This window comes from Streptosporangium sp. CA-135522, from assembly GCF_050949235.1.
Lineage (GTDB): Bacteria > Actinomycetota > Actinomycetes > Streptosporangiales > Streptosporangiaceae > Streptosporangium.
Window position 1 is genome coordinate 211,065 of sequence record NZ_CP192027.1, and the last position, 22,938, is coordinate 234,002.

Consider the following 22,938-nt stretch of genomic DNA (forward strand, 5'->3'; position numbering starts at 1 on the left):
CACCTCCTCAGCGTGCGGCCTCTTCGCACGCGAAGCGTGAGACGCCTTACCTCCCAAGGAGTCATATCTTGGCCACCGCGTATGTCAACGGTCGGGAAATCAACTACACCGACACGGGCGGGGACGGACCCCCCGTCATTCTCGGGCATGGCTACTTCACCGATCACACCGTGTTCGCCGCCCAGGCCGCGGCGCTCTCTCCTCAGTGGCGTGTGATCGCCTGGGATGCCCGTGGGCACGGTGCCACCGCCGACGCTGACGAGCCCTATACCTACTGGGATCAGGCTAGTGACCTTCTCGGGCTGATGGACTACCTCGGCATCGAGCAGGCCGCGATCGGTGGTATCTCCCAGGGGGGGTTCATCACCCTGCGAGCCGCGCTGCTCGCTCCCACGCGGGTCAGCGCCATCATCTTGAGCGACACCGAAGCCACCCCCTGTCATCCCGACGACAAGGTCGGCTACGGTCAATTGTTCGACGCTCTGCGCGAGCACGGCCCCATTGACGACCTCGTCACCCCGCTGTCCATGCAGCTCATCGGCGACCATCCGCAGGCCGCCGAATGGCGGGAGAGATGGAAGAGCCGCACGCTCCCGTTGGGGGAATCGGCCACGTGCCTGCTGGAACGCGACGACGTGAGCGACCGCCTGGCGGAGATCACCTGTCCGGCATTGCTGATCTGGGGGTCACAGGATACGTCTCTGCCACGAGACCGTATGGATCTGCTGGCCGATCGGCTGCCCGCAGCCACCCAGGTGAACGTCATCGCTGGCGCCGCGCACACTCCGTCGCTGACCCACGCGCAAGAAGTCAACCAGGTCCTCGCGGAGTTCCTGTCCGCCCTTGTGTCTTCTCGAACATTCTCCTAGCAGGGTTTGTTAGGCGAGGACGGGTTGGGCGTGTCTGGGCAACCCGCGACGGCAGGTAGGGCAGACCGGTCGACGCCATCCCACGCAAGATCAGCCATACCGTCGGCGGCCCCGTAAAGCTGCCGGTGGCCTGGAGCTGATACCGCAACGCGGCCGGGCGCGGCGGCCAAGACCGCCCCCTCGAACGCAGTACGTCACTGGACTTGGCCTACCGTTGATAGGTGAGCCTCAGGCAGGGGCTGGCCTCGCCACGCACCCCGCTGCGGCGCTTCCTGGATCGGGAGCTGTCGGCGGGCAGCCGGCCCCTGCGCGCAACCTACCGGGCCCGCCTCCCCACCCGGCCTCTGATCCTGCCCGGTGAAGGGGTCGGTTACGAGGCCGGGACGGTAGGCACCGCCATCGACCAGCGGCTACGGCTGGCTTTCACCTGCGCCCCACCCGTCGACGCCGCCACCACGGCCGGCATCAGCGCGTGCCGGCTCATCACCGAGTCATCGCCCGGCCGCCTCTGGCAGGCCCTGACCGAGGTCGGCTGCCAGCTCGCTGAGCAGATCACGGCTATCGTCGCCGAGCTAAGGCTGGACGATCGCCGCAGCCCGATGCTGCGCGCCGACGATGCGGAGGAGCATCTGGCGCGGATGCTGCTGGCCAGCGCCTGGTACGCGCTGAACTATCGCAACGCCTTCGCCTTCCCCGACACCCCCTTGTACAAAAGCGCGCTGGCCGCACCCGGCGAATTCACCCTGAAAAAGCTGCTGGCCCTGCCGCACCGGCACCTGGTCGATGACATGCTCGTCCAGCTGCACGCCACCGAAGCCGGGCCGCTGGAACGGCTGCGAGCCGACAGCGCGCCGGATGGCTGCTGGTCCGGTCCGACCTTCGACGGCAGCGCCGACGTCCCCGCTGACGGTGACCTAATCGTCGAGGGGGCCTTGATCGATGTCAAAAGCACCCGCAACGTGTACGCCTTCGACCTGATCACCATCCACCAACTGCTCGGCTACACCCTGATGGACTACAGCGACCGCTACCGAATCGACATGGTGGGGGTGTACCTCACCCGGGCCGCAGCCCTGATCACCTGGCCGATCGAGGACTACCTGACCCTGCTGGGCATCCGCCACCGTGACCTGGCCGAGCTGCGCGCACTCTTCGCCCATCTGCTGGGCGCGACCGACCGGACCGGCTGCCGCGCCGACGAGGACCCGCCGCCTGGCCAGCTGGCCGACGTCGACCAGCTTTTGGCCGAGCTCGCACCCGTCATCGCGGCCGGCTGCTGCCGGGTTTGCGCCCAGCCCCTGCCCGACCGGGGTCCGGGCCGGATCCGGCTGTACTGCTCGCCGTGGTGCAGCCGGCGCTCGGCGACGCTGCGCCGCCACCGCTGGCTGGACTGATCCCGCCCCTTCGGCACCGACCCTCTACACCGACAAAGTCGACGTCATCCAGGTAGCCGCGTAGCTACGGCCAGCCGATCCGCCCTCGGCCATAGCCGAGGTGCTGAGCCTACGGTCACGCGCTCACCTTTGACGAGGACACCGGCGCCTGAACGGCCGATGGCGGGTCGGACCGATGGGATCGGATCACCGAGCCGGTCGGCGCCCACAAGCCCGACGAGGACTGATCCTGTATCGACGAAGTACGGCCGCATCGACAAGACCTTGCACCTGCTCAGCATGCTGGACCCGATCGATTCCAGCTACCGCCGCAGCCTGGGCAAGTAACTGTCGGTCCAGGAGTCCCGGCACCGCCTGGCACGCAAGATCTGCCACGGCAACGCCGGGAAGATCCGGCAGGCCTACCGGGAGGGCCAGGAAGATCAGTTAGCGGCATTAGGGCTGGTTCTCAATGCTGTGGTTTCGTGGAATTCGAAGTACTTGTCGGCGATCCTGGACCAGCTGCGTGCCCAGGGCGTGCCAGTCAAGGACGAGGATGTGGCCCGGCTGTCCCCGCTGGGCCACGCTCACCTCAACTGCCTGGGCCGCTACGCGATCGCTTCCTCGGCCCCGGACAAAGGCCTGCGGCCGCTCGGACCGGCGGCACTGCTGCCCCAGGATGCATCTTCCGCCGTCGTGAACGAGGACGGTGTGTAAACCTGGCAGGAATCCGTACGGCGATCTTGGGCGCAGCGGTCGTCGCGCCGATCACCGGTCGGGTGGAAGCCTTCCTCGCATCCGCGTTATGAGTGATTAGTGGTCATGAGTGACGTTGGTGACTGTTGAGCTGGCTTGTCGTAGACGCCGATGGTCCACTCGCTGGGACGCTGGTTCACTACCTTGGCAAGGCGTTCCGGCGTCGTGACGATCGTATCCATGTCATAGGTGCCGCTGCCGTCCTCGATTTTCTGGCCGAGTGGGGCGTCGGAAGGGAAGATCCAGATCTCCAGGTTCTGAGGCTTGCCAAGCCATCCCGGGCCAGCGGACTGCCAGTCGTACTGGGCATCGAGACCGTCTCCACGACGATCCCCGCACCGGCCAAAGCTCGTTCCGTTGCCCTGCCTCACCAGCACCCAGACGTTGGGATCGGCGCAGCGGATGGAGTAGCCGGTGTTGTAGGTGGTCGGCTGGAAGGTCACCTTCACCCCCTCGCCGACCGTCGAGTGGTTCTCGGCGTGGATCAACTCCAGTGTGTCTCCGTTTATAGCGACGGCTGTCCCAGGCAGATCGACGCCGTATGTCACCCGCACCGCGGAGGCGGGGCCCGGCACGGACCCGCCGCCGTACGATCCGAAAACCGCGACGACACCGATGGCCACCGCGGCGGCCCCGGCAAGCGCCGCCCCGGCCGACCCCCTTCTGCGCAGGCGGGCGGCCCGTCCCCGCCGGGTGATCTCCTGCAGGCGCGCAGGTCCACTCGGCCCCTCGGCGCTGTACTCCTCGAACACCGCGCACAGGTCACTTTCGGTGTACTGAGTCATTGCTTCGCCTCCACATTGAGTTCGCGCAGCGCCGGATCCACACGAAGCCGTGCCAACGCCCGGCTGAGCTGCTTCTTTACCGTCCCGAGCGAGCATCCGAGGACGTCGGCGATCTGCTCATGTGGCAGATCGGCGAAGTAGTGCAGGACGACGACCGCTCGCTGCCGAGGCGGGAGGGCGCCGGTCGCCGTCCACAGGGCGGCGCGGTCGGCCACCGTTCCGGCGATGTCCCGTTGCTCGGGTCCCTCTGGCATCGCTTCGGTGGGCACTTCACCCCGCCATCGACGCCGCCACCAGGAGGCGTGCGTGTTGACTATGATCCGGTACACGTACGGATCCGGGTTGCTCTCGATCTTGTGCCAGGCCCCCCACGCCTTGATCAGCGAGGTCTGCACCACATCTTCCGCCGCCGCCCAGTCCCGGGTGAGCAGGAACGCCGTACGGCACAGCCGCTCATGCCGCTGCTCGACATACCAAGCAAACCCGTCCACCATCTCCCACTCCCTTTACGACGCTCTCTCCGGAACTACCGCCCGGGAGGCGCCTTTGGGTGACAGAGTTCGGGAATCGGGGGTCACAGTGCGATGGAACGGGAACGCACGCCGCCAAGTCTCACCACCAAGGCCCTCTCCGACCTGGGCGTTACCCCTTCCGGGCTTATCTTGGCTGCCCCAAAGCAGGGCCTAGTGACGACACCACCACCCCCGAGGGCCGGCTGTTCTTCCACATCCTGGCCGCGTTCGCCGAGTGGGAACGCGACCTCATCACCGCACGCACCCTGGATGGCCTGGAGGCCGCCCGCGCCCGCGGCCGGACGGGCGGCCGCAAGAAGAAGCTGAAGGCCTACCAGGTCGAGCGCGCCCGCCAGATGTACGACCAGACCGGGGACGACGGCAAACGCACCTACACCGTCCAGCAGATCGCCGACGAGATCGGCGTCAAACGCACCACCCTCAACAGCTACCTCCGCACCACACCCCCAAAGAGCACGCACGACTAAGCAGACGGATCACTCGCCATCACCGGATTCCGCTCCCTGCTCTTCGCCGTCTATCCGGGATAGGTTCGGCTCACCCTGCCCTCTCACCTTGGCGGGCGGTTGTGACGGGACTTTTCGTTCCACTGCTCTCCGTCCCCCGGCTCGTAGGTGAAGAGGACGCCGAAGCGGCCAGCGGTACGCATCAAGCTCGCCGCGCTGCCTGGGCTCGCACCTGCACTTCAACCTCGATCGTCCCGTAGCTGACTCCGCGCATGCTCAGTTCCCTCTTCATTGACCTGACCTCAGGCAATACTCATGATCATGCTAGGGGGTAGTCGAGCGCTTGCCCCGACGAGAGCCTCGGCCGTCAGATGGACACGCAGTGAGGACGACACCGAAAGAGCCGATTTGATCACGTTCTCGAGCCTTGGCCGCGATTCGCTCGGCCACCTCCGGCGGAATCCAACCGGTGGCTGAACGCCAATTTCGCTCACTGATCGGCATGGCGCGCGAGGGATGCACGAGGTCCAACTCCTCACCGTCTTGGGTACACGTCATCCGTGGCAGCGCCCCGCATACCGGGCACGGCAAGGGGTGCGTTTGCCGGGTACGGCCTCGGCGTGTCATTGACTACTCCCTTTGTCTGACTGGCCTGGCAGCGAGGCGCGGTCAATGACCGTCCACCCCAGGTAAGAGTGCGTACAGCTCGACACGGCTGCCATCGGGGTCGCGCAGGATGGCGTAGCGTTGCCCCCAGGGGGCGTCGTAAGGGGCTACCGCGCCGAATCCCGCGTCCGCGCAGCGCTCGTACAACTCATCCAGCTCGGCCGGGGTGTCACAGCGGATGCCCAAGCTGAGGCGGCCGCTGGCGCCGAGGGCCTCGCGGATGCCCATGCGGGGCGCGAGCCGGTCATCGTTGATCATGATTTGTGTGCCGTTCGGGCTGCGCAGGTGGCGGTGCTGCGGGTCTTCCTCGGCGAAGGTGAGCCCCAGCAGCGCGTAGAAGCGCAGTGTCGCCTCGATGTTGGAGGCGAATATTCCGACGATGGCTGGCTGCGCCACGGACGGCTTCCTTTCCGTTAGGCGGCCTGCTGCTGGATCCCGGTCCAGGCCACCAGGCGGTGCATCGTGTCGACGGCCGCATCGGTGGCCTGGGTCTGGCTGATGACATCTGGCAGGGCCGCCTCGGCCAGCGCGGCGAACTGCCGCCAGCTGACCTGGCCCGGGTTGGCGAAGAAGCCGGTGGGCGCCTCCGGCAGGGCAGCGGTGATCCACTGACGCATCTTCGCGCCGCCGAAGATGGAGCCCAGCAGGGGAAAAGCCACCCCGACGGCCTGCGGCAGCGAGGTGATCGGCGAAAGGCTGCACCGGGGCAGGCCGGCGATGTCGTCGTCGCTCAGGCCGAGGATGGCCAGGTCCGTGCGCAAGGAGCCCGCCCGGCACAGCCCAGCGGGATCGAACCCGATCGCCGCCCAGTGCGGGGCCGTGCCGATCGCCTCCTCGGCGGGCTGCTGGAACCCATATAGGCGAGCCAGGATGGCGCGGTAGCCGTCCAGGGCGCGCACGTGGCGCAGGGCTTGAAGGTGGGCGGCCTCCTGGGCGTGCACGGCGGCCACCGCCTTCCACATCTGCCCGATGACATGACCAGAGGCGCCGGGCGGCGCGGAATGTTCAACAACGGCGGGAACAGGCATGACAACTCTCCTGACACGTAGATGACGGGCGGGAACGGTTCACGTCAGGACATGAGGCGGTGCGCGAGCACGGCCTGCGTGGGGTCCGGGCGCCGGGCGCCGCGAGGCGAGGTCAGAAGTCGACGAGGGCGAAGATGTCCCTACGGCGTACTCGGCCGCCGGTGCGTAATTACCCTGCGCCCCGTCATGGCCGCAAAGGCCTCGCCGTGCTGGGCCGAAGAGGGCAACGGCCGAGGCTCGCCGCCCTGGTCCATGGCCGCCGTCGTCGAGGTAGAGGAGATCATCACTATGTGCCTCGCACCGACAAGGCCGACCACCAGTCCCCGACGATCTCGGCTCGCGGGGCCCGTCTGCTCATTGCGGCGGGGATGACGGCCAGGAACCAGCCGGCCGACGTCACGGTGGCGTGCCGGGAAAACGAGCGGCCCCGGCTCAACGTCTGAACATTGGGCTGGTCGGTGAACGCAATCCGCTGCGCCCCGCTCGCGGCCACGGTGAAGACCAACTGCTCACGCAGTCCGTACCAGGTCAGCGTGCCGCCATCGGTGGTGCGCAGGCTGAAAAGGTCCGGCAGCTCCCGGGTGCGGATCTGCATCTTCCACTGTCCTCGCAGCTGCGCGCGCTCAGCCCGCGCTTTGACCGCCGCCTCGCTGGTGTAGCCCCCCGGCGTGATCAGCTCACGCCCACGGGGGTCGGCGTTGAACGTGGACAGAGACGCCGCATGCGCCTGGGCCAGAGCCCGCGGCGTGGCGGTGAGACCGCCGGCATCCTCCCCCACTGCGGCGGCCAAGCCGTCGGCGTCCAGCGCGATGTCGGGCAGCCGGTGATCCAGCGGGGCCGCAGACCCGGCGACCAGCCGCCAGCCCGCCGCGCCCTCTTGAAACACCAGGTGGACGCGCTGGGAGGAGCCGGCATACAACGGCATGGCCACAAACCATCGCCTCTGACCGGCTACCGGCCGGGGAATGGCGACGTCAACGCCCGTGACGCGCTTACTCGGCTCCGGCCGGTCCCCGCGCAGTCGCGCGATCCGATCGCCGGCCTGGCCCAGCTGCAGCCCCAGACCGGCCTGCGCCTGCTCCAGCCCGGTCCCACCGGCGGCAAAGATGCGGCGCATCAGCCGCTGGTAGCGGTCATGGATACGCCGGGCCTGCGCCACCGTCAGCGCCGCGGGCATCGGTTCATCATCACCTTCGGCTGAGGGCGGCGGCGAAGGTGATGAGCCATTGGCCGTCGCGCTCAAGGCTTGCGGGGGCAGAGACGGTGCGGCGCACGCGGCGCTCAGCAACAACGCCGCCGTGACGATGGCCGCGCCGCGCGAGACCCGAGGGACAAACACGTGATCTCCTTCTACCGAAAGTCGGCCGTGGGAGCGGCCGGGCGGGAGGGCAGATGGGCGGTGGTCATCTCGTGCACCACGGCGGCCGCCAGCGGGTCGAGATGGGGATGACAGCGACACCTGACCCCGGGTGCGGTGGCATCGGCAGGGGGCAACAGATCGGAGGCGGCCGCGGCGACCTCCACCAGCGCCGCACGCAGCGCCAGCAGCGTCGCGCGGGGGATGGCGACCATCTCCGTCGGATCACCGTTGGCAGGCTTACTCGCCCGCAACGCGCCTTCCCGGCTCATCCAGATCCGCAGCAGCGCCATCGTCGCGGTGATGGCTGCCAGCGCCATCACCGCAGCGAACACCGAGGCATAGCCCGCCATCGGGCCGCCGAGGATCGGCCGCTCCACCACCACCGCGGCCGCCGCCACCCCGATCGCGCCTCCGGCCTGGCGCGCGGTCATGCTCGCACCGACCGCGGTGGCGTACTGAGCCGGATCGCTGGACAGCGTGCTGACAGTGGAGGCCCCCGTCGACAAACAGCCCATGCCCATCCCGCAGATCATCAGCGCGGCCAGGCTCGGCCACGACGGCGCCGCATCGCCGAAGAGCGCCACTAGGAGGGGCTGGTGCCAGGCGACGGTCCCGTCGCCCAGCACCAGCACTCCAGCGACGGTCACCAGCGCACCACCGAGGTAGATCACGAAGTTGAAGCCGTAGCGTTGCCCCAGCGTCCCGGCCAGGCGACCGGTGATCATCACCGCTGTCGACATCGGCGCCAGGAACAGTCCGGTCTGCCATCCGCCATACCCCCACTCCTGCAGGAACGCCGGCGCCCAGGCCAGCAGCGGGAAGGAGGTCAGCCCGTACATCAGCGACAGCGCCCATCCCCACCGGACGGTGGGCTGACGCCACAACCCGATATCCACCGCTGGAACCGGATGCCGCCCAGAGCGGATCAACGCGCCACCCAGCAGCGCTAACGCGCCGACCGCGCACGCCAGCAGCTGCGGCGAATCCCACCCCCACTGCCGGCCCTTGGAGATCGCCGACACCAGCGCCGCGATCCCCCCGGCGAGCATGATCACACCCACCATGTCGGGCAGCCGGCCCTTTCGCCGCCGGATATGCGGAAGCCCGGCGCTGGCCACCAGCAGCGCCAGACCCAGCAGCATGCTGGGCACGAACAACGCCCGCCACCCGTAGATCTGTGCCACCCAGCCGCCGCCGGCGTGCAAGACCACCGCCCCCAGCCCACCGGCCGCCGACCACGCCGCGATCGCCGCGCCCCGCCGCTCTACCGGCAACTGGCTCAGCAGCAGACCCAACGACGCGGGAATCATCGCCGCCGCCCCAAGACCCTGAATCGCCCGGCACACCAGCAAGATCTCCCAGCCGGGTGTGACGATCACCCCACAGGCCGCCAAGGTGAAGACCGCCGCACCGAGCGCCAGCAGCACCCGCTGACCGATCAGATCGGCCAATCGGCCCGCGACCGCCAGCAACGCCGCGAACGGCACGAAATAGGCGGTCGAAACCCACTGCACCGACGAGGTCGACTCCCCCACGCCGGCCAGCCCATCGCGCAGCAGCGGGATGCTCCAGGTCGCGGCGATGACGTCGGCCATGGTGACCGCCATGACACCCGCGCACACCGCGAGCATCAACCGCGGCCGCGACTTTCGCGGCGAGACGGCCTTCCGCCGCGACGGCCGAACCGGATGGGATCGCACGTCGGTGGCGACCATGATCAGACTCCAAAAAGAGAGAGGGGATGACGCAGCAGGCGGCCGTACGACGGCTCAGCAGGACGTGTCGAACCCACCTATCGGAGGCGGTGAGAGGTCCGCGGCTGATCCCGGACGGGCACCGGCCCCGTCATCGATACGCGGCTGCGCGCCTGGTGGTCAGGAAGCGCGGCCCAACTCGCTTTCGCAGGCACCGATGGGCCCATAGCGCAGCACCGTCGCGGCGTCATCGAGGGCGGCATATCGGGCGTCGTCAGGCCCGAGGCGGGGCTGGTCGCGAAAATCGCACAACGCCTTGACCGCGGTCGCGGCTGAAGCCAGATGCTGCTCGCACAACTGCAGTACCCGCTGCTCCAAATCGGCGTTGCGGCGCATCAGCATGTCCAGCAGCGGATTACTGGAGGTCCGCTCCAGATCTGCCAGTTCCCGCACGCGGATGGGCCAGTGCAGGTGGTCGACTTCGATCCGGGCGAGCGTGGCGGTCAGGGCCTCCTGCGACGATGCTGCCGGAAACGCGGCCAGGTAGCTTTCGGTGGCCGCCACCGCGGCCGCCACGGTGCGCAGGCAGTCGCCGAGCCCGGTGATCGATATCCGTAGGGCCTGGATGCGATGGCTGAGGTTGGCCGCGCTCCAGCCCAGCACCAGCAGTCCGTCGCCGTCGGTTGTGACTTCCCAGCCCACCAGCCGCAACTCTCGCAGCATGGTGTGGTTGGCAACCCAGGTCGGATGATCACCCATCCCCGTCCGTATTCGAACGCCTCCAGTGTCCAGTGGTGTGACCTCGAGCGGGATGGTGGGGACCACGCGCTCACAGATGCGGCTCACCACCTGCGTCAGCTGTGCTGCCATGACGTGCCTCCGTGACGAATGCGACATATAGATCGCTACCGGAAATCCTGGTTACTGTCGTCCTGACTCTTCTTTGCAATTGGTTGTCAGGAGAGTGATCGAGAGTGTAGACAGTGACAATTGACAACGTCAGTAAGCAAAAGTGACAGAGAGAGTGTTGTGATGAAGTCGTGATGAAAGGAGCTCGGCAAAGACGCGATGATCAACTCATCGCCGTTTTACGAGGTAGAACCGGGTCTAAGCCACGTCAACATGCGCCAACCTGGGCTCGTCATGTCCGATCTCAGTGCTTCGAGCCCGGGCCCCGACACGCCGAAATCGAAGTGCTAGCACCACGGAGCGCGATCATGCGGCATGATCTCTGGTTATGGCAGACACACTCGGAGTGCAGCGCGGCAGACGTCAGCGTGGCAAGGAGCCCCGTGTCGACGTGTCCTCCTTGCCGGAAGGCACCACCAAGCCAATTCCTACCGGCTTGCGACTCAGGCCTCCGGCATACGACAAGGCCCATCGAGCTGCCAAGAAGGCGGGTCTCAGCCTCAACGCCTACCTCACCATGCTCGTCGAGCGCGACGAAGTTCACGAAGACGGGCGTCCCGTGTGGGCCCAGCAACCACCAGCTGCCGAAGCCCCGTCCGGAAACGCCGGGGGCTCTCAGCCTTCAACGCAAGGTCAGGAGCAGGCAGCCTGATGCATGCACTCCACGCACCTCAAGGGGGCCACGACGATTAGGCCCTGACATGCGAAACGCCCCGGAAGATCCGGGGCGACCGCATAACACTCATCTTCGTTGAGGACTCGCCCGGGCGCCAACCTAAGCGCGAGACCCTCTCCGTCAACCCGCTGGCTTTGCGGGCGTTCTCTGTAGTCCGGTCTGGCTGACCGGCTGTGAGCGCTTGGCATGCCAGCAGGTCCGCTGTGTCATGCCTGGGGGAATCATAACCCACACCCCGGGACTGAGCTACGTATTGCCCGAATCGGGCGTGTCAATGCGTCCGTACAGTGATCAGCTCATCCCAACTCAGACCACTGAGACCTCGGCACAAGAGACATCTCCTACCGCAGGTCAACACCCGCACGCCTGCAACGCAGACGCACGGGCAACTGCCGCGCGCGCCCAAGCGGAGGAGACCTGGGCCCGCATCACCCCACTGATCGCCCAGACACTGCGGATACGCCTGTCCCCCGACGGCGGCCACAACTTTCCCGAGGGGAAGCACACTCGACCCCTATCACCTCAGCGACCACGGCTCCCCGACAGACCCGCCACAGTGTCGGTCTTCGACGCCGAGCGCGGCGAAGGCCGACTCCTGATCGCCGACCTAGACGTCGGCCAAGCAATCGCCCTGGGCCTGAGCCGCGCAGCCGCCGTCAACTTGGTGGCCGCCGAAGCCGAGGCCCTGATCGAGCTCGTGGAGCGGTGCGGAGGCCACGCCGTCTGCGACCTCTCCCCCAGCGGTGGCCGACACATCTATGTGCTGTTCGGCCGACCCCTTCCCTGGACCGAGTTACGCCAACTCGCCCGCGCCCTGGCCGTGCGGTTCAAAACCATGGATGTGCGGCCGATGTCCTCGGCTAAGGGCCAGATTCGTCCGCCCGGCTCTCTGCACAAGGTCTCCAGCGGCCAGCTGACCGGATACCTCCACCTGACCATCCCCGTGGAGCAGGCCGAGCGAATCCTGCGCCGCCCCTGCGGCAAGGCGGTGTGGCAAGCCCTCCACCAAGACTTGACCGCCGAACTCGCCGCCGTGACCGGCCGCCCTGCCCGCACTGCAGCCGCCCTACACGACGGCGCTATCGGGGACGGCGTGACGGCTGCTGCTGCCGACGGCCGGACCTGCTCACGCTGCGGCACCCTGATAGAGATCCCGCTGGACGGGCAAGGCCGCCCCTGGCTGCCCCGTCTCGGCGGCCGCCGCGTCTTGCCTGCGGCGATGGACGAACTCGCCCGTACCGGTAACTGGCGCCTTCGCGGCGCCCCCTCCGCCTCTGAGTCACGTCTGGGCCTGCTCAACTCGATCACCGCAGCCGGGTGGACCTACGGGGAGATGCTCACGCAGATGCGTCAGGGCTCCTGGACCGGCATCGCCGGCTTGCTGGAGAAAAAGCGGCTCAGCGATCGGATGACGCGCCTGGCCAGGGACTGGCGAAAAGCGGTCCTCGGCGTGGCCTGGCAGCGGCATATCGCTAAGTGCAACACAAGCGCGAGAACTACTTCCACGCCCCCCGGCCCCACCCCTGCCGCACCGGATGCTCTTGGCCTGGCAGAGGTTCGTACCTTACGTGATGTGCTTTACGTTGTAGATTCGGATCAGGGGGGCTCTGCCCCCGCGGGGTTCACCGCTCAAGAAGAGCTGCGGGAGGCCAACCTCTGGTCGGTCCGTACGGCTACCCCGGAGGAAGCCGATCAGCGGATCTTGAATCACTGGCAGCAGATCCGGCAGTGGCGCACGTGTATCTGGCTGGCCGAACGCGACGAAGAGCGAGTGCGCGGCTGGGGCCGGGCCGCCCCAGCTATTCGGTTGCTCCTGCGGGCGATCGCCGTGGCGGCACGCATGGACGGCTCTGTCCAGCCTGCCTTTGGTTGCCGGAGCCTGTCAGAGATGACCGGCCTGGACTATACCGTGGTCTCCCGTCACCTTCGCCGTCTGCGGGAGGAAGACGACCCGCTGATCGACCTGATCGAGGCCGCCAGCGGTCGCCGGGCCGATCGCTACGGGTTGCTCGTACCAGAGGCCTACCGGGTCGAGGCACGATGGATTCGCTGGCGTGCAGGCGGTATCGATGCCCTGCACCCGGCCCTCCATGCACTCGGGCCGGTCACCGGGCTGGTGTACGAGGCGCTGACCAGTACGTCGACCGGCTCGACGGAACTGGCTCGTCTGGCACTGCTGTCGCTCAGTGCCACCAGCGCTGCGCTGCGTACCCTGGCCGCTTACCAACTGGCGGTCCGGGACTCGTGGGGATGGAGGCGAGGCGAACGGAGTCTCGCCGCGGCCGCCGTCGAGCTCGGCGCAGACGTGATCAAAACAGAACGGCATGCCTTGTACCGGGCGCATCGCAGGGCTTGGTGGGACCTGCTGGAGGCGTGGGAACTGCCGCCGGTCGACCGGCCGGTGCATCTACAGGCCCGCGTCCGCAGCCAGACCCAGGATCTGGTGGACGTCGTCGGTGCAGCTGAGGCCGACATGCCCTGGCCGGAGGAGCCTCTTGACGATGGCACCAGTGATGCTTGGGACCATCGTCACTGGTCAGGACCAGCCGGGACGGGCAAGCACTCCTTCGGAGATCAGCTTGAGGTGAAGCCGTCAGAGGTCTTCTCCTCCCGGTCACACACTGTCGGACAGCAAGCACGGATATGGCCGCAGGCGATTCCCGGACGTCGACGGCGTTCTGCGGATGATCAATCCGTTGCCTTGCCTCTCTTCGTCCTTCCTGTCCCACGCAGTCCCTCAGACGACCCATCCCTTGGTCTGCCTGGCCTGTGATCGATTACAGCGGTAGGTGCGGGCAGGGTTCTGCTGGCGAAGCGCGGGGTGTCGGCCTGACGGATGCGTTCGGCCAGGACGTGGTCCAGGCCGAGGCCGCGCTCGGCGCGGCGGCTGCGGCACCAGCCGATCAGACACGAGCCCGAAGTGGTCAGCAGCCCGCTCGATCTCGTGCTCGCTCTCCCGCCCTGCCGAGTTGTGGCGTACCGGATCCACACGACACGTTGTCGGGCCACCGCCTGCTCGAGGACCGGCAGGACGCCGGGGGCGGCGCGGGCGGGCAGCACGTGGATGCGTTCGGTCAGTGCCCGTACTTCTTCGGCGGCGGACGCGCCCAGCGCGGCGGCCGGCTTGCGCATGGCGGCCGGACCCGGCCCCGGCCCCGGCGCGGTCAAGTTGATCGGCGGCAGCGCGGTTATGCCGGTCAACGGTCCGTCTCCCCGAGCAGGCGCGAAGATCGTCGCCGGGAACCCCGACCTGCAGATTCGGGCTGCCGCCGCATCCCCGGGACTCTGAGAGCGCAACTCCCCGCGGCGGACCGCTGTTGCCTGGAGTCCTGACATCAATTGTCAGAAAGCGGCAAGGCGGTAGCGACGGGACGCAGAGTTCCGGCCTCGCGCGATAGGTGCGCTGCGTGGGCGCGGCTTCTGCCGGGCCGAATGAACCTCAAAGCGATTGACCTGGAGGAGGGAGGCCTCCCCTCAAAGATCACGAGGCAGACACAGTGCAGTGACGCTCCGGTCTCGGGCATTCATTTGACAATGATCTACCTCTAACTTGACAAGCCTTGTCAAATACGTGCGGATCGGCCGCGATCCAGCGGGACCGCGCGGAAGCCGCAGCCTCGCGCTGCGGCGGTGATCCGCAACTTCGGGAGATCAGCATGAGCCCCACCCTCCACGCCGAGCCGGTGCAGTACGCCGGAATTACCGGTCGGGTCGCGGTCGTCACCGGAGCCGCCGGTGGCATCGGCGCGGCGACCTGCACCGCACTGATCGCTGCCGGTGCCACGGTGGCCGCCCTGGACCTCCATCCCGATCAACTGCAGCAGATGGCCGCCGATCTGCCCGGCGCCCAGCCCTACCAGGTCGATGTCAGCGACGAGCGTGCGGTCGCCGCGGCAATCGACGCCGTCGAGCACGAGGTCGGGCCCATCGGCATCTTGGTCAACGTGGCAGGCATCCTGCGCACTGCCTCGGCGCTCGACCTCGGCGTCGACGACTGGCACCGGATACTGGCCGTCAACGCCGGCGGCGTCTTTCACGCCACCCGCGCCGTGGCCCGCCGCATGATCCCCCGCGGCCGCGGAAACATCGTCACCGTGGCTTCCAACGCCGCCGGCGTACCGCGCGTCGGCATGGCCGCCTACGCCGCGTCCAAGGCGGCCGCGTCCATGTTCACCCGGTGCGTCGGCTTGGAGCTCGCCCGGTATGGCATCCGCTGCAACGTGGTCTCCCCCGGCTCGACGGACACCGCGATGCAAGCGGGACTCGATCCCCGCGCCGTGCTGGAGGGAGAGCTGGCCTCCTATCGGGTGGGCATTCCGCTGGGGCGGCTGGCCCAGCCTGAGGACGTCGCCGAGGCCGTGCTGTTTTTGGCCTCCGACCACGCCCGGCACATCACCATGCAAGACCTCTACGTCGACGGCGGCGCTGCCCTCAAGGCCTGAACCCCCTTCATTCGCCTCCCGGCCCCGGCGTCGCCCGGCCCGGCCGTCGGCTCACCCCTCATGCACTTCGCACCAGGAGCACCAATGTCGCTGACCACCTGGCCCCACCCCGCCGCACCGACCCTCGTATCGCTTCTCCCCTCGGTCATCGACCGCTACGACGCTCGCCAGTCGACGCTGTTTGCCACCGGCGAGCACACCTTGCTGACCCAGGGACGGCAAGCCCTCATCACCGGTGAGCTCTCCACCCTGGCGCAGCGTGTCGCGGCCACCTTGACCTCCGACCTCCTGACGGCCGGCTCCATCGCCGCCGGCGCCGTGAGCTTCGACGGCGCCGCCCAGCTCATCGTGCCGCGCAGCGCCGAGTGGGCAGGTCCCCTGCAGGCCCCTGCCGATCGCGGTCCCTGCCCGGCCTGGCGGATCCGGCCGATGCCGGCCGAGCAGGACTACCTCAAGGCCGTCCGCGGCGCGCTGCAGCGGATCGCGGACGGAACGCTGACCAAGGCGGTGCTCGCTCGATCTTTGGAGCTGTCGGCCGAGGCGCCCATCGATACTCGCACCCTGCTGATCAACCTCATCGGCCGCGGCAGCTACGTCTTCGGCGTGCCCCTGCCCGGCGAGCGCACCTTGATCGGTGCCAGCCCCGAGCTGTTGGTCTCCCGGTACGGGCGCGACGTCGTGGCTCACCCGCTGGCGGGATCGGCCGCCCGTTCGGCCGATCCCGCCACCGACCGTCAACGGGCCCACGACCTGCGGCGCTCGGCCAAGGACCTGCGCGAGCACCGCGTGGTCATCGAGGCCGTTGCCGAGGCCTTGCGCCCGTACTGCAGCGACCTCAGCGTGCCCCGCACACCCTCCTTGGTCGCCACGCCCACCATGTGGCACCTGGGCACAAGGGTGACCGGCGAGATCGCTGACCTCTGCCTCTCCTCCCTGACCCTGGCCGCCGCCTTGCACCCCACCCCGGCGGTCTGCGGAACTCCCACCGCGGCGGCGCGCACCGCGATCGACGAGCTTGAGGAATTCGACCGTGGCTTCTACGCCGGCCTGGTCGGCTGGACCGACGCCAGCGGTGACGGCGAATGGGCGCTGACCATCCGCTGCGCGGAAGTCGCGTCCGACACGCTACGGCTGTTCGCCGGGGCGGGCATCGACGCCGGTTCGATCCCCGAGGCTGAGCTCGCGGAGACCTCCGCGAAATGCCAGACGATGCTGCAGGCCCTCGGCGTCCACGCCAGCCTCTGACCTGTTCGATCGGCGGTCGCTACCGCTACCGACAGCGGCGATTCGCCGACCCACCAATCCACATAGTTCCCTACCTACCCCCAGCGAGGAGAACCGCCATGGCGATTGCGCCGATCCGGCCCTACCCCATGCCCACCGACCTGCCCAGCTCCCGGCTGCCCTGGAGCCCTGACGCTCGGCGTAGCGCGCTGCTGATCCATGACATGCAGGGGTATTTCCTCGAGCCGTTCCCCGCGGGCACGAGCCCGGTGCAGGAATTGATCACCAATACGGCCCGTCTGCGTGAGCACTGCGCTCGGCTGGACATCCCGGTCATCTACACGGCCCAGCCGGGAGGGCAAAGCCCCGAACAGCGGGGCCTGCTGAAGGATCTGTGGGGGGCCGGCCTCAGCGCTGACCCCGCGCACACTGCCATCACCGCCGCCCTCACCCCCGCGGAGGAGGACATCGTGGTGACCAAACACCGCTACTCCGCCTTCCAACGCACGAGCCTTGCCGCCATCCTCACTGAGTACGGCACCGACCAGCTGATCATTTGTGGTATCTACGCCCATATCGGAGTGCTGATGACCGCATCCGAGGCGTTCCAGCGGGACATCGAGACATTCCTGGTCACCGACGCGGTCGCTGACTTCTCCGAAGACGATCACCGGATGGCCGTCGGCTACGCCGCCAACCGCTGCGCGGTGACCCTGACCACCACCCAGCTCATCGACGCCTTGGACGCCTCCCAGCGGCCACGGCTGGCGGCAGCGGGCTGAGCGGCCCGCGACGACCGCCGAAGGTCCCGGAAAGCGGAATGCTCACGACCTCACCCGCCCTACACAAGGACGAGGCGGCCTCCTCATCGCGACCACAAGCAAGATCGCTAATGGAGGCGGTGCGGGAGTCCATCACGCTGATCCCGCAAAGCGGTCGGGCAATCGCCAAACTCAGTCGCTTCAGTCGCTTCGGTCGCGGACGGCTTCCCGGGCGGCAGATGCGGGAGTCCGAGCGACCGACCGCCTTCGGTCGCTGTGCCCGGTCGCTGATAAAACCACAGGTCAACCGGTTAGAAAAAGCAGACAGCGACCGAAGCGACCCAAGGTTGGAATATATAACGCCATTTCCTGTGCGCGTGTGCGCGTCATAGAGGGGAACCTTCAGTCGCTTCGGTCGCTGTTGTGGACGACAAACCGCTGTGAGCTGGGACTTCTTGTGCAGTCCGATCGCAGTGACTGAAGCGACTACGGTCGCTGCTGCATGGTTCAGTCGCTGATAATCCGCCACGCAGCGGTGATCCCTCGCCATTGCTAACGTGTCCGCTAATCTATGTTGGCCATGTTTGGAACTTCAGTCGCTTCGGTCGCTTCAATCGCTGGGCGGCCCTGTGGCCAGGGTTTTTAAGCAGCGACTGAACCTCCGCAGGGTCATGCGCAAGATGAGAAGGGATGCTGTGACGCCGTCTTCGAAGCAGGCCGCTCACCACCCCGCGCCTCAGCTTCAGTCGCTGGCGATCGCCCGATGGTGCGCCGCTCAAGGCTGGCCAGTCCATCCGCTGGCCCCCAGGCGTAAAAGTCCGGCAGGTAACTGCCGGCCGTGCAAGGAAGACAACCATCTCCCCGCCGCCTGCGCATGCCTGAAGAACGGACGATGGTGCCACGGCTTCCACGCCGCCACCCTCAACCCTGACCTGATCACCTCCTGGTGGAGCGCCCGTCCCGCCTTCGGGGTGGGGGTCGCCTGCGGTCCGGCCCACCTCGTCGTCGTCGACATCGACGCCCATCCCAAACCCGTGCCCCCACGCGATCGGATCCTGCCGGGCATTCCCATCCACGACCAGGTCGACCTCACCGGACTGGCGATGGGCTTTCACACCCTGGCGCTGCTCGCAGCCTTACGCGGTGCCCCGGATCCGGCCGAGGATGAATCGACCATGCGCGTGCGCACCCCCTCGGGAGGGCTGCACGTGTGGTACCGCACCGATGCCGCCCGTCCGTTTCTGTGTTCCAACGGATCCAGCACCGGCCGTCCTCTGGCCTGGCAGGTCGACATACGAGGGGAAGGGGGGTACATCATCGCCCCGGGCACCCAGACCATCGACGGGACCTACACGGCCCTGGGCGATTGTCGCCGGCCCGCCCCACTCCCCGACTGGCTCGCCCAGGAGCTCATCCGCACAGGGCACCTGCCCGCGGCCGCCCCTGCCCCACCTCCTGCCTCCCCACCCGTGGTGCCCGCCCGCGCCCGCCAGGCCGTCATCGCCGCCGGCGGCGGCCGCACCAGGGTCACCCGCATCCTCCAGACCGTTCTGGCGGAGGTCACCGCCTGCGCCGCCGTACCCCAAGGCGCAGGATTCAGCGACAAACTCAACCGCGCCGCCTACACCGCCGGCGGACTCGTCGCCTCCGGTCACCTGAGCGAAGCCGAAGCCGAACAACTCCTCACCGAGGCCGCCGGGCAGGCCCGCCCGGGCCAAGAGCGCCGCTGCGCCCAGATCATCCGCAGTGGTCTGACCGCCGGCGCCGGGCGCCCGTTCCATATCGAAGGACGCGCATGAACCGCTCGACAGACCGCGGCGGCTTCGACCCGACTGCGGTCGCCCAGCAGATGCTCGATCTCCCCATGCCTGCAACCACAACAGCTGCGCCCCAGCCTCGCTCCTCCGCCGAGACGGCCACCGCCCACGGCCTGCTGCCCGACACCCTGTCTGACCGCGGCAACGCCAAACTGTTCGTCAGCCTCTACGGCAGGGACTTCCAGCACGTCCCAGGGCTGGGCTGGTACCGCTGGGCCGAACACCGCTGGGAGCTAGACGAAAGCGACACCGTCGTCTGGGCCGCCGGTGAGATGGCCGACCACATCGCCCGCACCGACCCCCGCGGCGTCTACAACGACCGAGAGCTGAGCCGCCACCGGCGCCGTTCCCTGTCCACCTCAGGCATCAACGCCCTGCTGACACAAGCCAAGGCCGCCCCCGGAATGGTGCTCAACGCCGCACTGCTGGATGCCGACCCTTATGCGCTGTGCACCCCGGCCGGCGTCATCGACCTGCACACCGGCCTGCTCACCTCACCCGACCCGAGCAAGCACTTCCACTCCCGCTCCACCACTCTTGCTCCCGAACGTGTCCCTACTCCCCGCTGGCAACGCTTCCTCGACGACACCTTCGGCACCGACGCCGAAGGCCGGCAGACCACCGACTTCCTGCACCTGCTGCTCGGCTACTCCATCACCGGTGACGTCGGCGCCCAGATCCTGCCGTTCCTGCACGGCGGCGGCAAGAACGGCAAGTCCGTGCTTTTGGAGGTCATGCTCCAGCTCCTGGGCGACTACGCCGACGCGGCCCCGCCCGGCTTCTTGATGGCCAAACAGTTCGACGGCCACCCCACCGATCTGGCCGAACTTCACGGCCGGCGCATCATCGTCTGCTCCGAGCTCAAGCCCGGCGACAAATTCGACGAGGCCCGAGTCAAGCTGCTGACCGGCGGCGACAAGATCAAGGCTCGTCGCATGCGGCAGGATTTCTTCAGCTTCCCCCCTACCCACCACCTGTGGCTGCTGGGCAACCACCGGCCCGAGGTCAGCGCAGGCGGCTTCGCCTTCTGGCGCCGTATCCGCCTGATCCCCTTCAACCGCGTCGTCTCCGAAGAACGTAAGATCGATAACCTGGCACGCGTCCTCGTAGAGGAGGAGGGCCCGGGTATCCTCGCGTGGCTGGTCGATGGTGCTCGACGCTACCTGGCCGGTGAAAAGGATCTGAGCGGCCCTCAGCTGGTACGTGTGGCCACCAACGCCTACGCGGAGACGGAGGACCACGTGGGACGGTTCATCACCGACGAGTGCAAACTAGAGCCTGGCATGCGAGCCGAACAGGCTCAGCTGTATGCGGCATATACCCGCTGGTGCGGCTTCGAGGGCGCCAGCCCCGTTTCCGCCCGCGCCTTCGCCGCCCGCATCCGCGACGCCGTGGGCCTGACCTCTCCCAAGGGGATGGTCTTGTCGAACTCGCGTAAGTACTATCCGGGGATCGGATTGATCTCTGAGCTTCAGGCCGAGGAGACCCAGCCGTGAGCGCGCTGATCGAACCGAAGGATCTCATCCATGAGATCGACTTCGTCTGGCTGGAAGACCCAGAGCTTCTCGAATACGTTCGCCAATCCCTGGAGCGGTTGCCCAATCGCAAGCGCAAACCGGCCTACCACCGTGACGGCCGCATGATCGGCTATGCCATCCTCAGCCCCGCTGCCAAGGCCTCCCCTGTATCAGGCACTTTCCATCGTCGGGTGTTCTGGCTGCTGCCGCACGACCGTGACCAGCAGCCCGGCGGTCCGTACGTCACCGGTGCCCCCTCCGAAGCTGTCGATCCCCGCACCTTGGCGCCGACGGTGGTGGGCTACAAGACGGAGCGCTCCGAAGGCGGCCCGCCGTCGCCGGCGATGCTCGAACTTGGAATAAAGCTCCCCAAGGCCTGATGCGGAGCGCGCGCGCCGGCAGGCATAGATCGCCTCACCTCCCTTTGATCAGGGAGAAACTCAGGGAAGCCCCTCAGCTCTGCCGGCACGGACATCCATCGTTGTCGTGGTCTCGACGATGCTACGAAGCCAGCCTTTCCAAGGCGACGAGCGGGAAGACGCCCTTCGCTCGCCATGCCGCTAAATGGGCCCTGAATGGATCACTGACTGTTCAGGCTGAAACGGGACGGCGAACGACCAGCAACAAGGCCGAGAGCTCACGCCGCCCGCACACCACAACGTGACCGATCTCCGGCGTCGACGACGCTCGAACGGCGGCCTTCCTGCATGAGGAAGGCCGCCGTTCGAGCGTCGTCACCAATACCCGCGGTCACCGAAGAAGAAAGCGGAGGCCATCCCCCTCCAACGCCCCCACACCTCTCCCCCATGGTCGCTCATGTGGCCAACTTCACCGCTTCAACATCAATGCGCATCGTCGCCCGCGCCCGATGGGCCAGCACAAGACATTGCTGTGGATCACGGCTGGTGACGATCACATAACCTGCACACGGGGGAGCCTCCTCGGCCCCGAAGGCGAGCCGGTCTTCAGGGGCGACCAGCCAGCTCATCTGCTCAACCCAGGACATGCCCGCCAGATCTCCAGAGGCCTCCAGCCGCCGTACTGTTCCAGCTGCCGGAGCGTGAACATACTCCAGCACCGCAGACCGATACTCCCGATCAGGACTGCCGACAGGCAGCCCCAGCGCTGTGGCTGCGCACTCGGCCGCCAAATCCGCCCCGCTGGCCAGGCCCACCACCTGCGCCAGCAGGTTCCCGCCAGCGGCCGGGTTAACCCCTATGACAACAGGGCCATGAAGGGTCAGACGGAGCTTAACCTCGCTGCAACCGTCACGAACTCCCAGCGCCGCCAGCCCTTCCCGGGCCGCCTGAACGACCGGCGGACTCATCCTCGCGGGATCACCCGCGTCGACCAGATGCCACAGCACAGTCGCAGCCAGCGCGAACTCCGTCATCGTCCGGGCAACCGCCACGATGGAGCTGTGACCGCCTTGGGTCAGGCAGATGACGCTGAGCTCCGGCCCGGCCACGCAGGCCTCCACCACGACGCTGGGGGAGGGATGATCGCCAGCTGCGGTCGAGAAAGCCAGCACGACCTCCGAGGCCGAGCGGGCGAGGAGCACTCCCGCCCGCCGGACCACATACGAGGCTTGAGGACGACCGGGTATCCGATGCCGGCCGCAGCGACCACCGCCTCGTCGAGGCTGCCGGCCAGCCGGGCATGCGGCGTCAAGCATCCGGCCGCCTGGAGCCGCTGGTGCAGGCGCCACTTATCACCGGGCGTCACCGCCGCGCTACTGCCGTAGCCGGGAACGCCGAGTTGCTCGGCCACTGAGGCGGTCAGCGCCGCCAGGCTCTCATCGAAGGTGATCACACCGGCCACTGGCTGCCGTGATGCGCTGATCGAGCGGAGCACGTGTTCAGTGCTGAGGTTCATCGGGCGCAGCTCGTCGCTGAGGTAGGGCCTTTGCCAGGTGGCCTGGACGGTGTCGGCGACCACGAGCCGGCGACAGGCCAGGGCCCGCACCGCGGGCTCGGTGACGGCCGGGCGCAGGGCCATCCCGCCGATGAGCACGATGGCACCCGGCCCAGTCGCCGTGATGGGCTCGGTCCTGAGGCGGGGCGGATCTGAGCTGGCAATACG

19 protein-coding genes and 1 pseudogene are annotated in these 22,938 nt (G+C 67.7%); 11 read left to right on the top strand and 9 right to left on the bottom strand.

What is annotated here, in order from left to right; translation table 11 throughout:
- Positions 1-68 precede the first annotated feature (68 nt).
- The 3 genes and pseudogenes from ACQPYK_RS49295 to ACQPYK_RS49305 form a co-directional block, all read left to right on the top strand.
- Positions 69-869: an alpha/beta fold hydrolase gene (locus tag ACQPYK_RS49295; protein WP_433259778.1), complete on the top strand. Its 801-nt coding sequence runs from the start codon at positions 69-71 to the stop codon at positions 867-869.
- A 221-nt stretch (positions 870-1,090) separates the two neighbouring features.
- The gene (locus tag ACQPYK_RS49300) at positions 1,091-2,263 is read left to right on the top strand and encodes a hypothetical protein (protein WP_433259779.1); all 1,173 of its coding nucleotides are present in this window, start codon (positions 1,091-1,093) and stop codon (positions 2,261-2,263) included.
- A 210-nt stretch (positions 2,264-2,473) separates the two neighbouring features.
- Positions 2,474-2,959 (top strand): annotated as a pseudogene (locus ACQPYK_RS49305) (Tn3 family transposase); the annotation flags it as partial.
- Positions 2,960-3,045: 86 nt separating this feature from the next.
- Here ACQPYK_RS49305 and ACQPYK_RS49310 read toward each other — a convergent pair.
- Together ACQPYK_RS49310 and ACQPYK_RS49315 are read right to left on the bottom strand one after the other, a co-directional pair.
- Positions 3,046-3,783 carry a hypothetical protein gene (locus tag ACQPYK_RS49310; protein ID WP_433259780.1) on the bottom strand — a complete coding sequence of 246 codons (738 nt, stop codon included), beginning with the start codon at positions 3,781-3,783 and terminating at the stop codon, positions 3,046-3,048.
- On the bottom strand, positions 3,780-4,277 hold the full coding sequence (locus ACQPYK_RS49315) for a SigE family RNA polymerase sigma factor (RefSeq protein ID WP_433259781.1): 498 nt from the start codon (positions 4,275-4,277) through the stop codon (positions 3,780-3,782). The genes ACQPYK_RS49310 and ACQPYK_RS49315 overlap by 4 nt, the downstream gene beginning before the upstream one ends.
- A gap of 56 nt (positions 4,278-4,333) precedes the next feature.
- Here ACQPYK_RS49315 and ACQPYK_RS49320 point away from each other — a divergent pair, with 56 nt between their 5' ends.
- Positions 4,334-4,783: a recombinase family protein gene (locus ACQPYK_RS49320; protein ID WP_433259782.1), complete on the top strand. Its 450-nt coding sequence runs from the start codon at positions 4,334-4,336 to the stop codon at positions 4,781-4,783.
- A gap of 648 nt (positions 4,784-5,431) precedes the next feature.
- Here ACQPYK_RS49320 and ACQPYK_RS49325 read toward each other — a convergent pair.
- From ACQPYK_RS49325 to ACQPYK_RS49345, 5 genes are all read right to left on the bottom strand, one after another.
- Positions 5,432-5,824 (bottom strand): VOC family protein, encoded by a 393-nt coding sequence (locus ACQPYK_RS49325; RefSeq protein ID WP_433259783.1) that lies wholly within the window; start codon positions 5,822-5,824, stop codon positions 5,432-5,434.
- Between the two features lie 17 nt (positions 5,825-5,841).
- The gene (locus tag ACQPYK_RS49330) at positions 5,842-6,456 is read right to left on the bottom strand and encodes a hypothetical protein (RefSeq protein ID WP_433259784.1); all 615 of its coding nucleotides are present in this window, start codon (positions 6,454-6,456) and stop codon (positions 5,842-5,844) included.
- A 286-nt stretch (positions 6,457-6,742) separates the two neighbouring features.
- Entirely contained in the window at positions 6,743-7,633 is an 891-nt protein-coding gene (locus ACQPYK_RS49335) for a hypothetical protein (RefSeq protein ID WP_433259785.1), read from the bottom strand.
- Between the two features lie 173 nt (positions 7,634-7,806).
- A complete protein-coding gene (locus ACQPYK_RS49340; RefSeq protein ID WP_433259786.1) occupies positions 7,807-9,531 on the bottom strand; it encodes an MFS transporter in 1,725 nt (574 codons plus the stop codon).
- 159 nt (positions 9,532-9,690) lie between these two features.
- Positions 9,691-10,380, bottom strand: a complete 690-nt coding sequence (locus ACQPYK_RS49345; RefSeq protein ID WP_433259787.1) for a hypothetical protein — start codon at positions 10,378-10,380, stop codon at positions 9,691-9,693.
- A gap of 1,271 nt (positions 10,381-11,651) precedes the next feature.
- Here ACQPYK_RS49345 and ACQPYK_RS49350 point away from each other — a divergent pair.
- The 7 genes from ACQPYK_RS49350 (at position 11,652) to ACQPYK_RS49380 (ending at position 21,236) form a co-directional block, all read left to right on the top strand.
- Positions 11,652-13,868 carry a hypothetical protein gene (locus ACQPYK_RS49350; protein ID WP_433259788.1) on the top strand — a complete coding sequence of 739 codons (2,217 nt, stop codon included), beginning with the start codon at positions 11,652-11,654 and terminating at the stop codon, positions 13,866-13,868.
- 883 nt (positions 13,869-14,751) lie between these two features.
- Positions 14,752-15,537 (top strand): 2,3-dihydro-2,3-dihydroxybenzoate dehydrogenase, encoded by a 786-nt coding sequence (locus ACQPYK_RS49355; RefSeq protein WP_433259789.1) that lies wholly within the window; start codon positions 14,752-14,754, stop codon positions 15,535-15,537.
- Positions 15,538-15,621: 84 nt separating this feature from the next.
- Positions 15,622-16,782 (top strand): isochorismate synthase, encoded by a 1,161-nt coding sequence (locus ACQPYK_RS49360; protein ID WP_433259790.1) that lies wholly within the window; start codon positions 15,622-15,624, stop codon positions 16,780-16,782.
- 98 nt (positions 16,783-16,880) lie between these two features.
- Positions 16,881-17,543: an isochorismatase family protein gene (locus ACQPYK_RS49365; RefSeq protein WP_433259791.1), complete on the top strand. Its 663-nt coding sequence runs from the start codon at positions 16,881-16,883 to the stop codon at positions 17,541-17,543.
- A gap of 734 nt (positions 17,544-18,277) precedes the next feature.
- Positions 18,278-19,321, top strand: coding sequence for a bifunctional DNA primase/polymerase (locus ACQPYK_RS49370; RefSeq protein WP_433259798.1), 1,044 nt, complete (start codon positions 18,278-18,280; stop codon positions 19,319-19,321).
- A complete protein-coding gene (locus ACQPYK_RS49375; RefSeq protein WP_433259183.1) occupies positions 19,318-20,835 on the top strand; it encodes a DNA primase family protein in 1,518 nt (505 codons plus the stop codon). The genes ACQPYK_RS49370 and ACQPYK_RS49375 overlap by 4 nt, the downstream gene beginning before the upstream one ends.
- Entirely contained in the window at positions 20,832-21,236 is a 405-nt protein-coding gene (locus ACQPYK_RS49380) for a DUF6009 family protein (RefSeq protein WP_433259185.1), read from the top strand. The genes ACQPYK_RS49375 and ACQPYK_RS49380 overlap by 4 nt, the downstream gene beginning before the upstream one ends.
- A gap of 434 nt (positions 21,237-21,670) precedes the next feature.
- On the opposite strand, the gene ACQPYK_RS49385 is transcribed toward ACQPYK_RS49380, so the two are convergent.
- Positions 21,671-22,324 carry a hypothetical protein gene (locus ACQPYK_RS49385; RefSeq protein ID WP_433259187.1) on the bottom strand — a complete coding sequence of 218 codons (654 nt, stop codon included), beginning with the start codon at positions 22,322-22,324 and terminating at the stop codon, positions 21,671-21,673.
- On the bottom strand, positions 22,291-22,869 hold the full coding sequence (locus tag ACQPYK_RS49390; protein WP_433259188.1) for a hypothetical protein: 579 nt from the start codon (positions 22,867-22,869) through the stop codon (positions 22,291-22,293). Before ACQPYK_RS49390 ends, ACQPYK_RS49385 begins: the two co-directional genes overlap by 34 nt.
- Between the last annotated feature and the right edge of the window lie 69 nt (positions 22,870-22,938).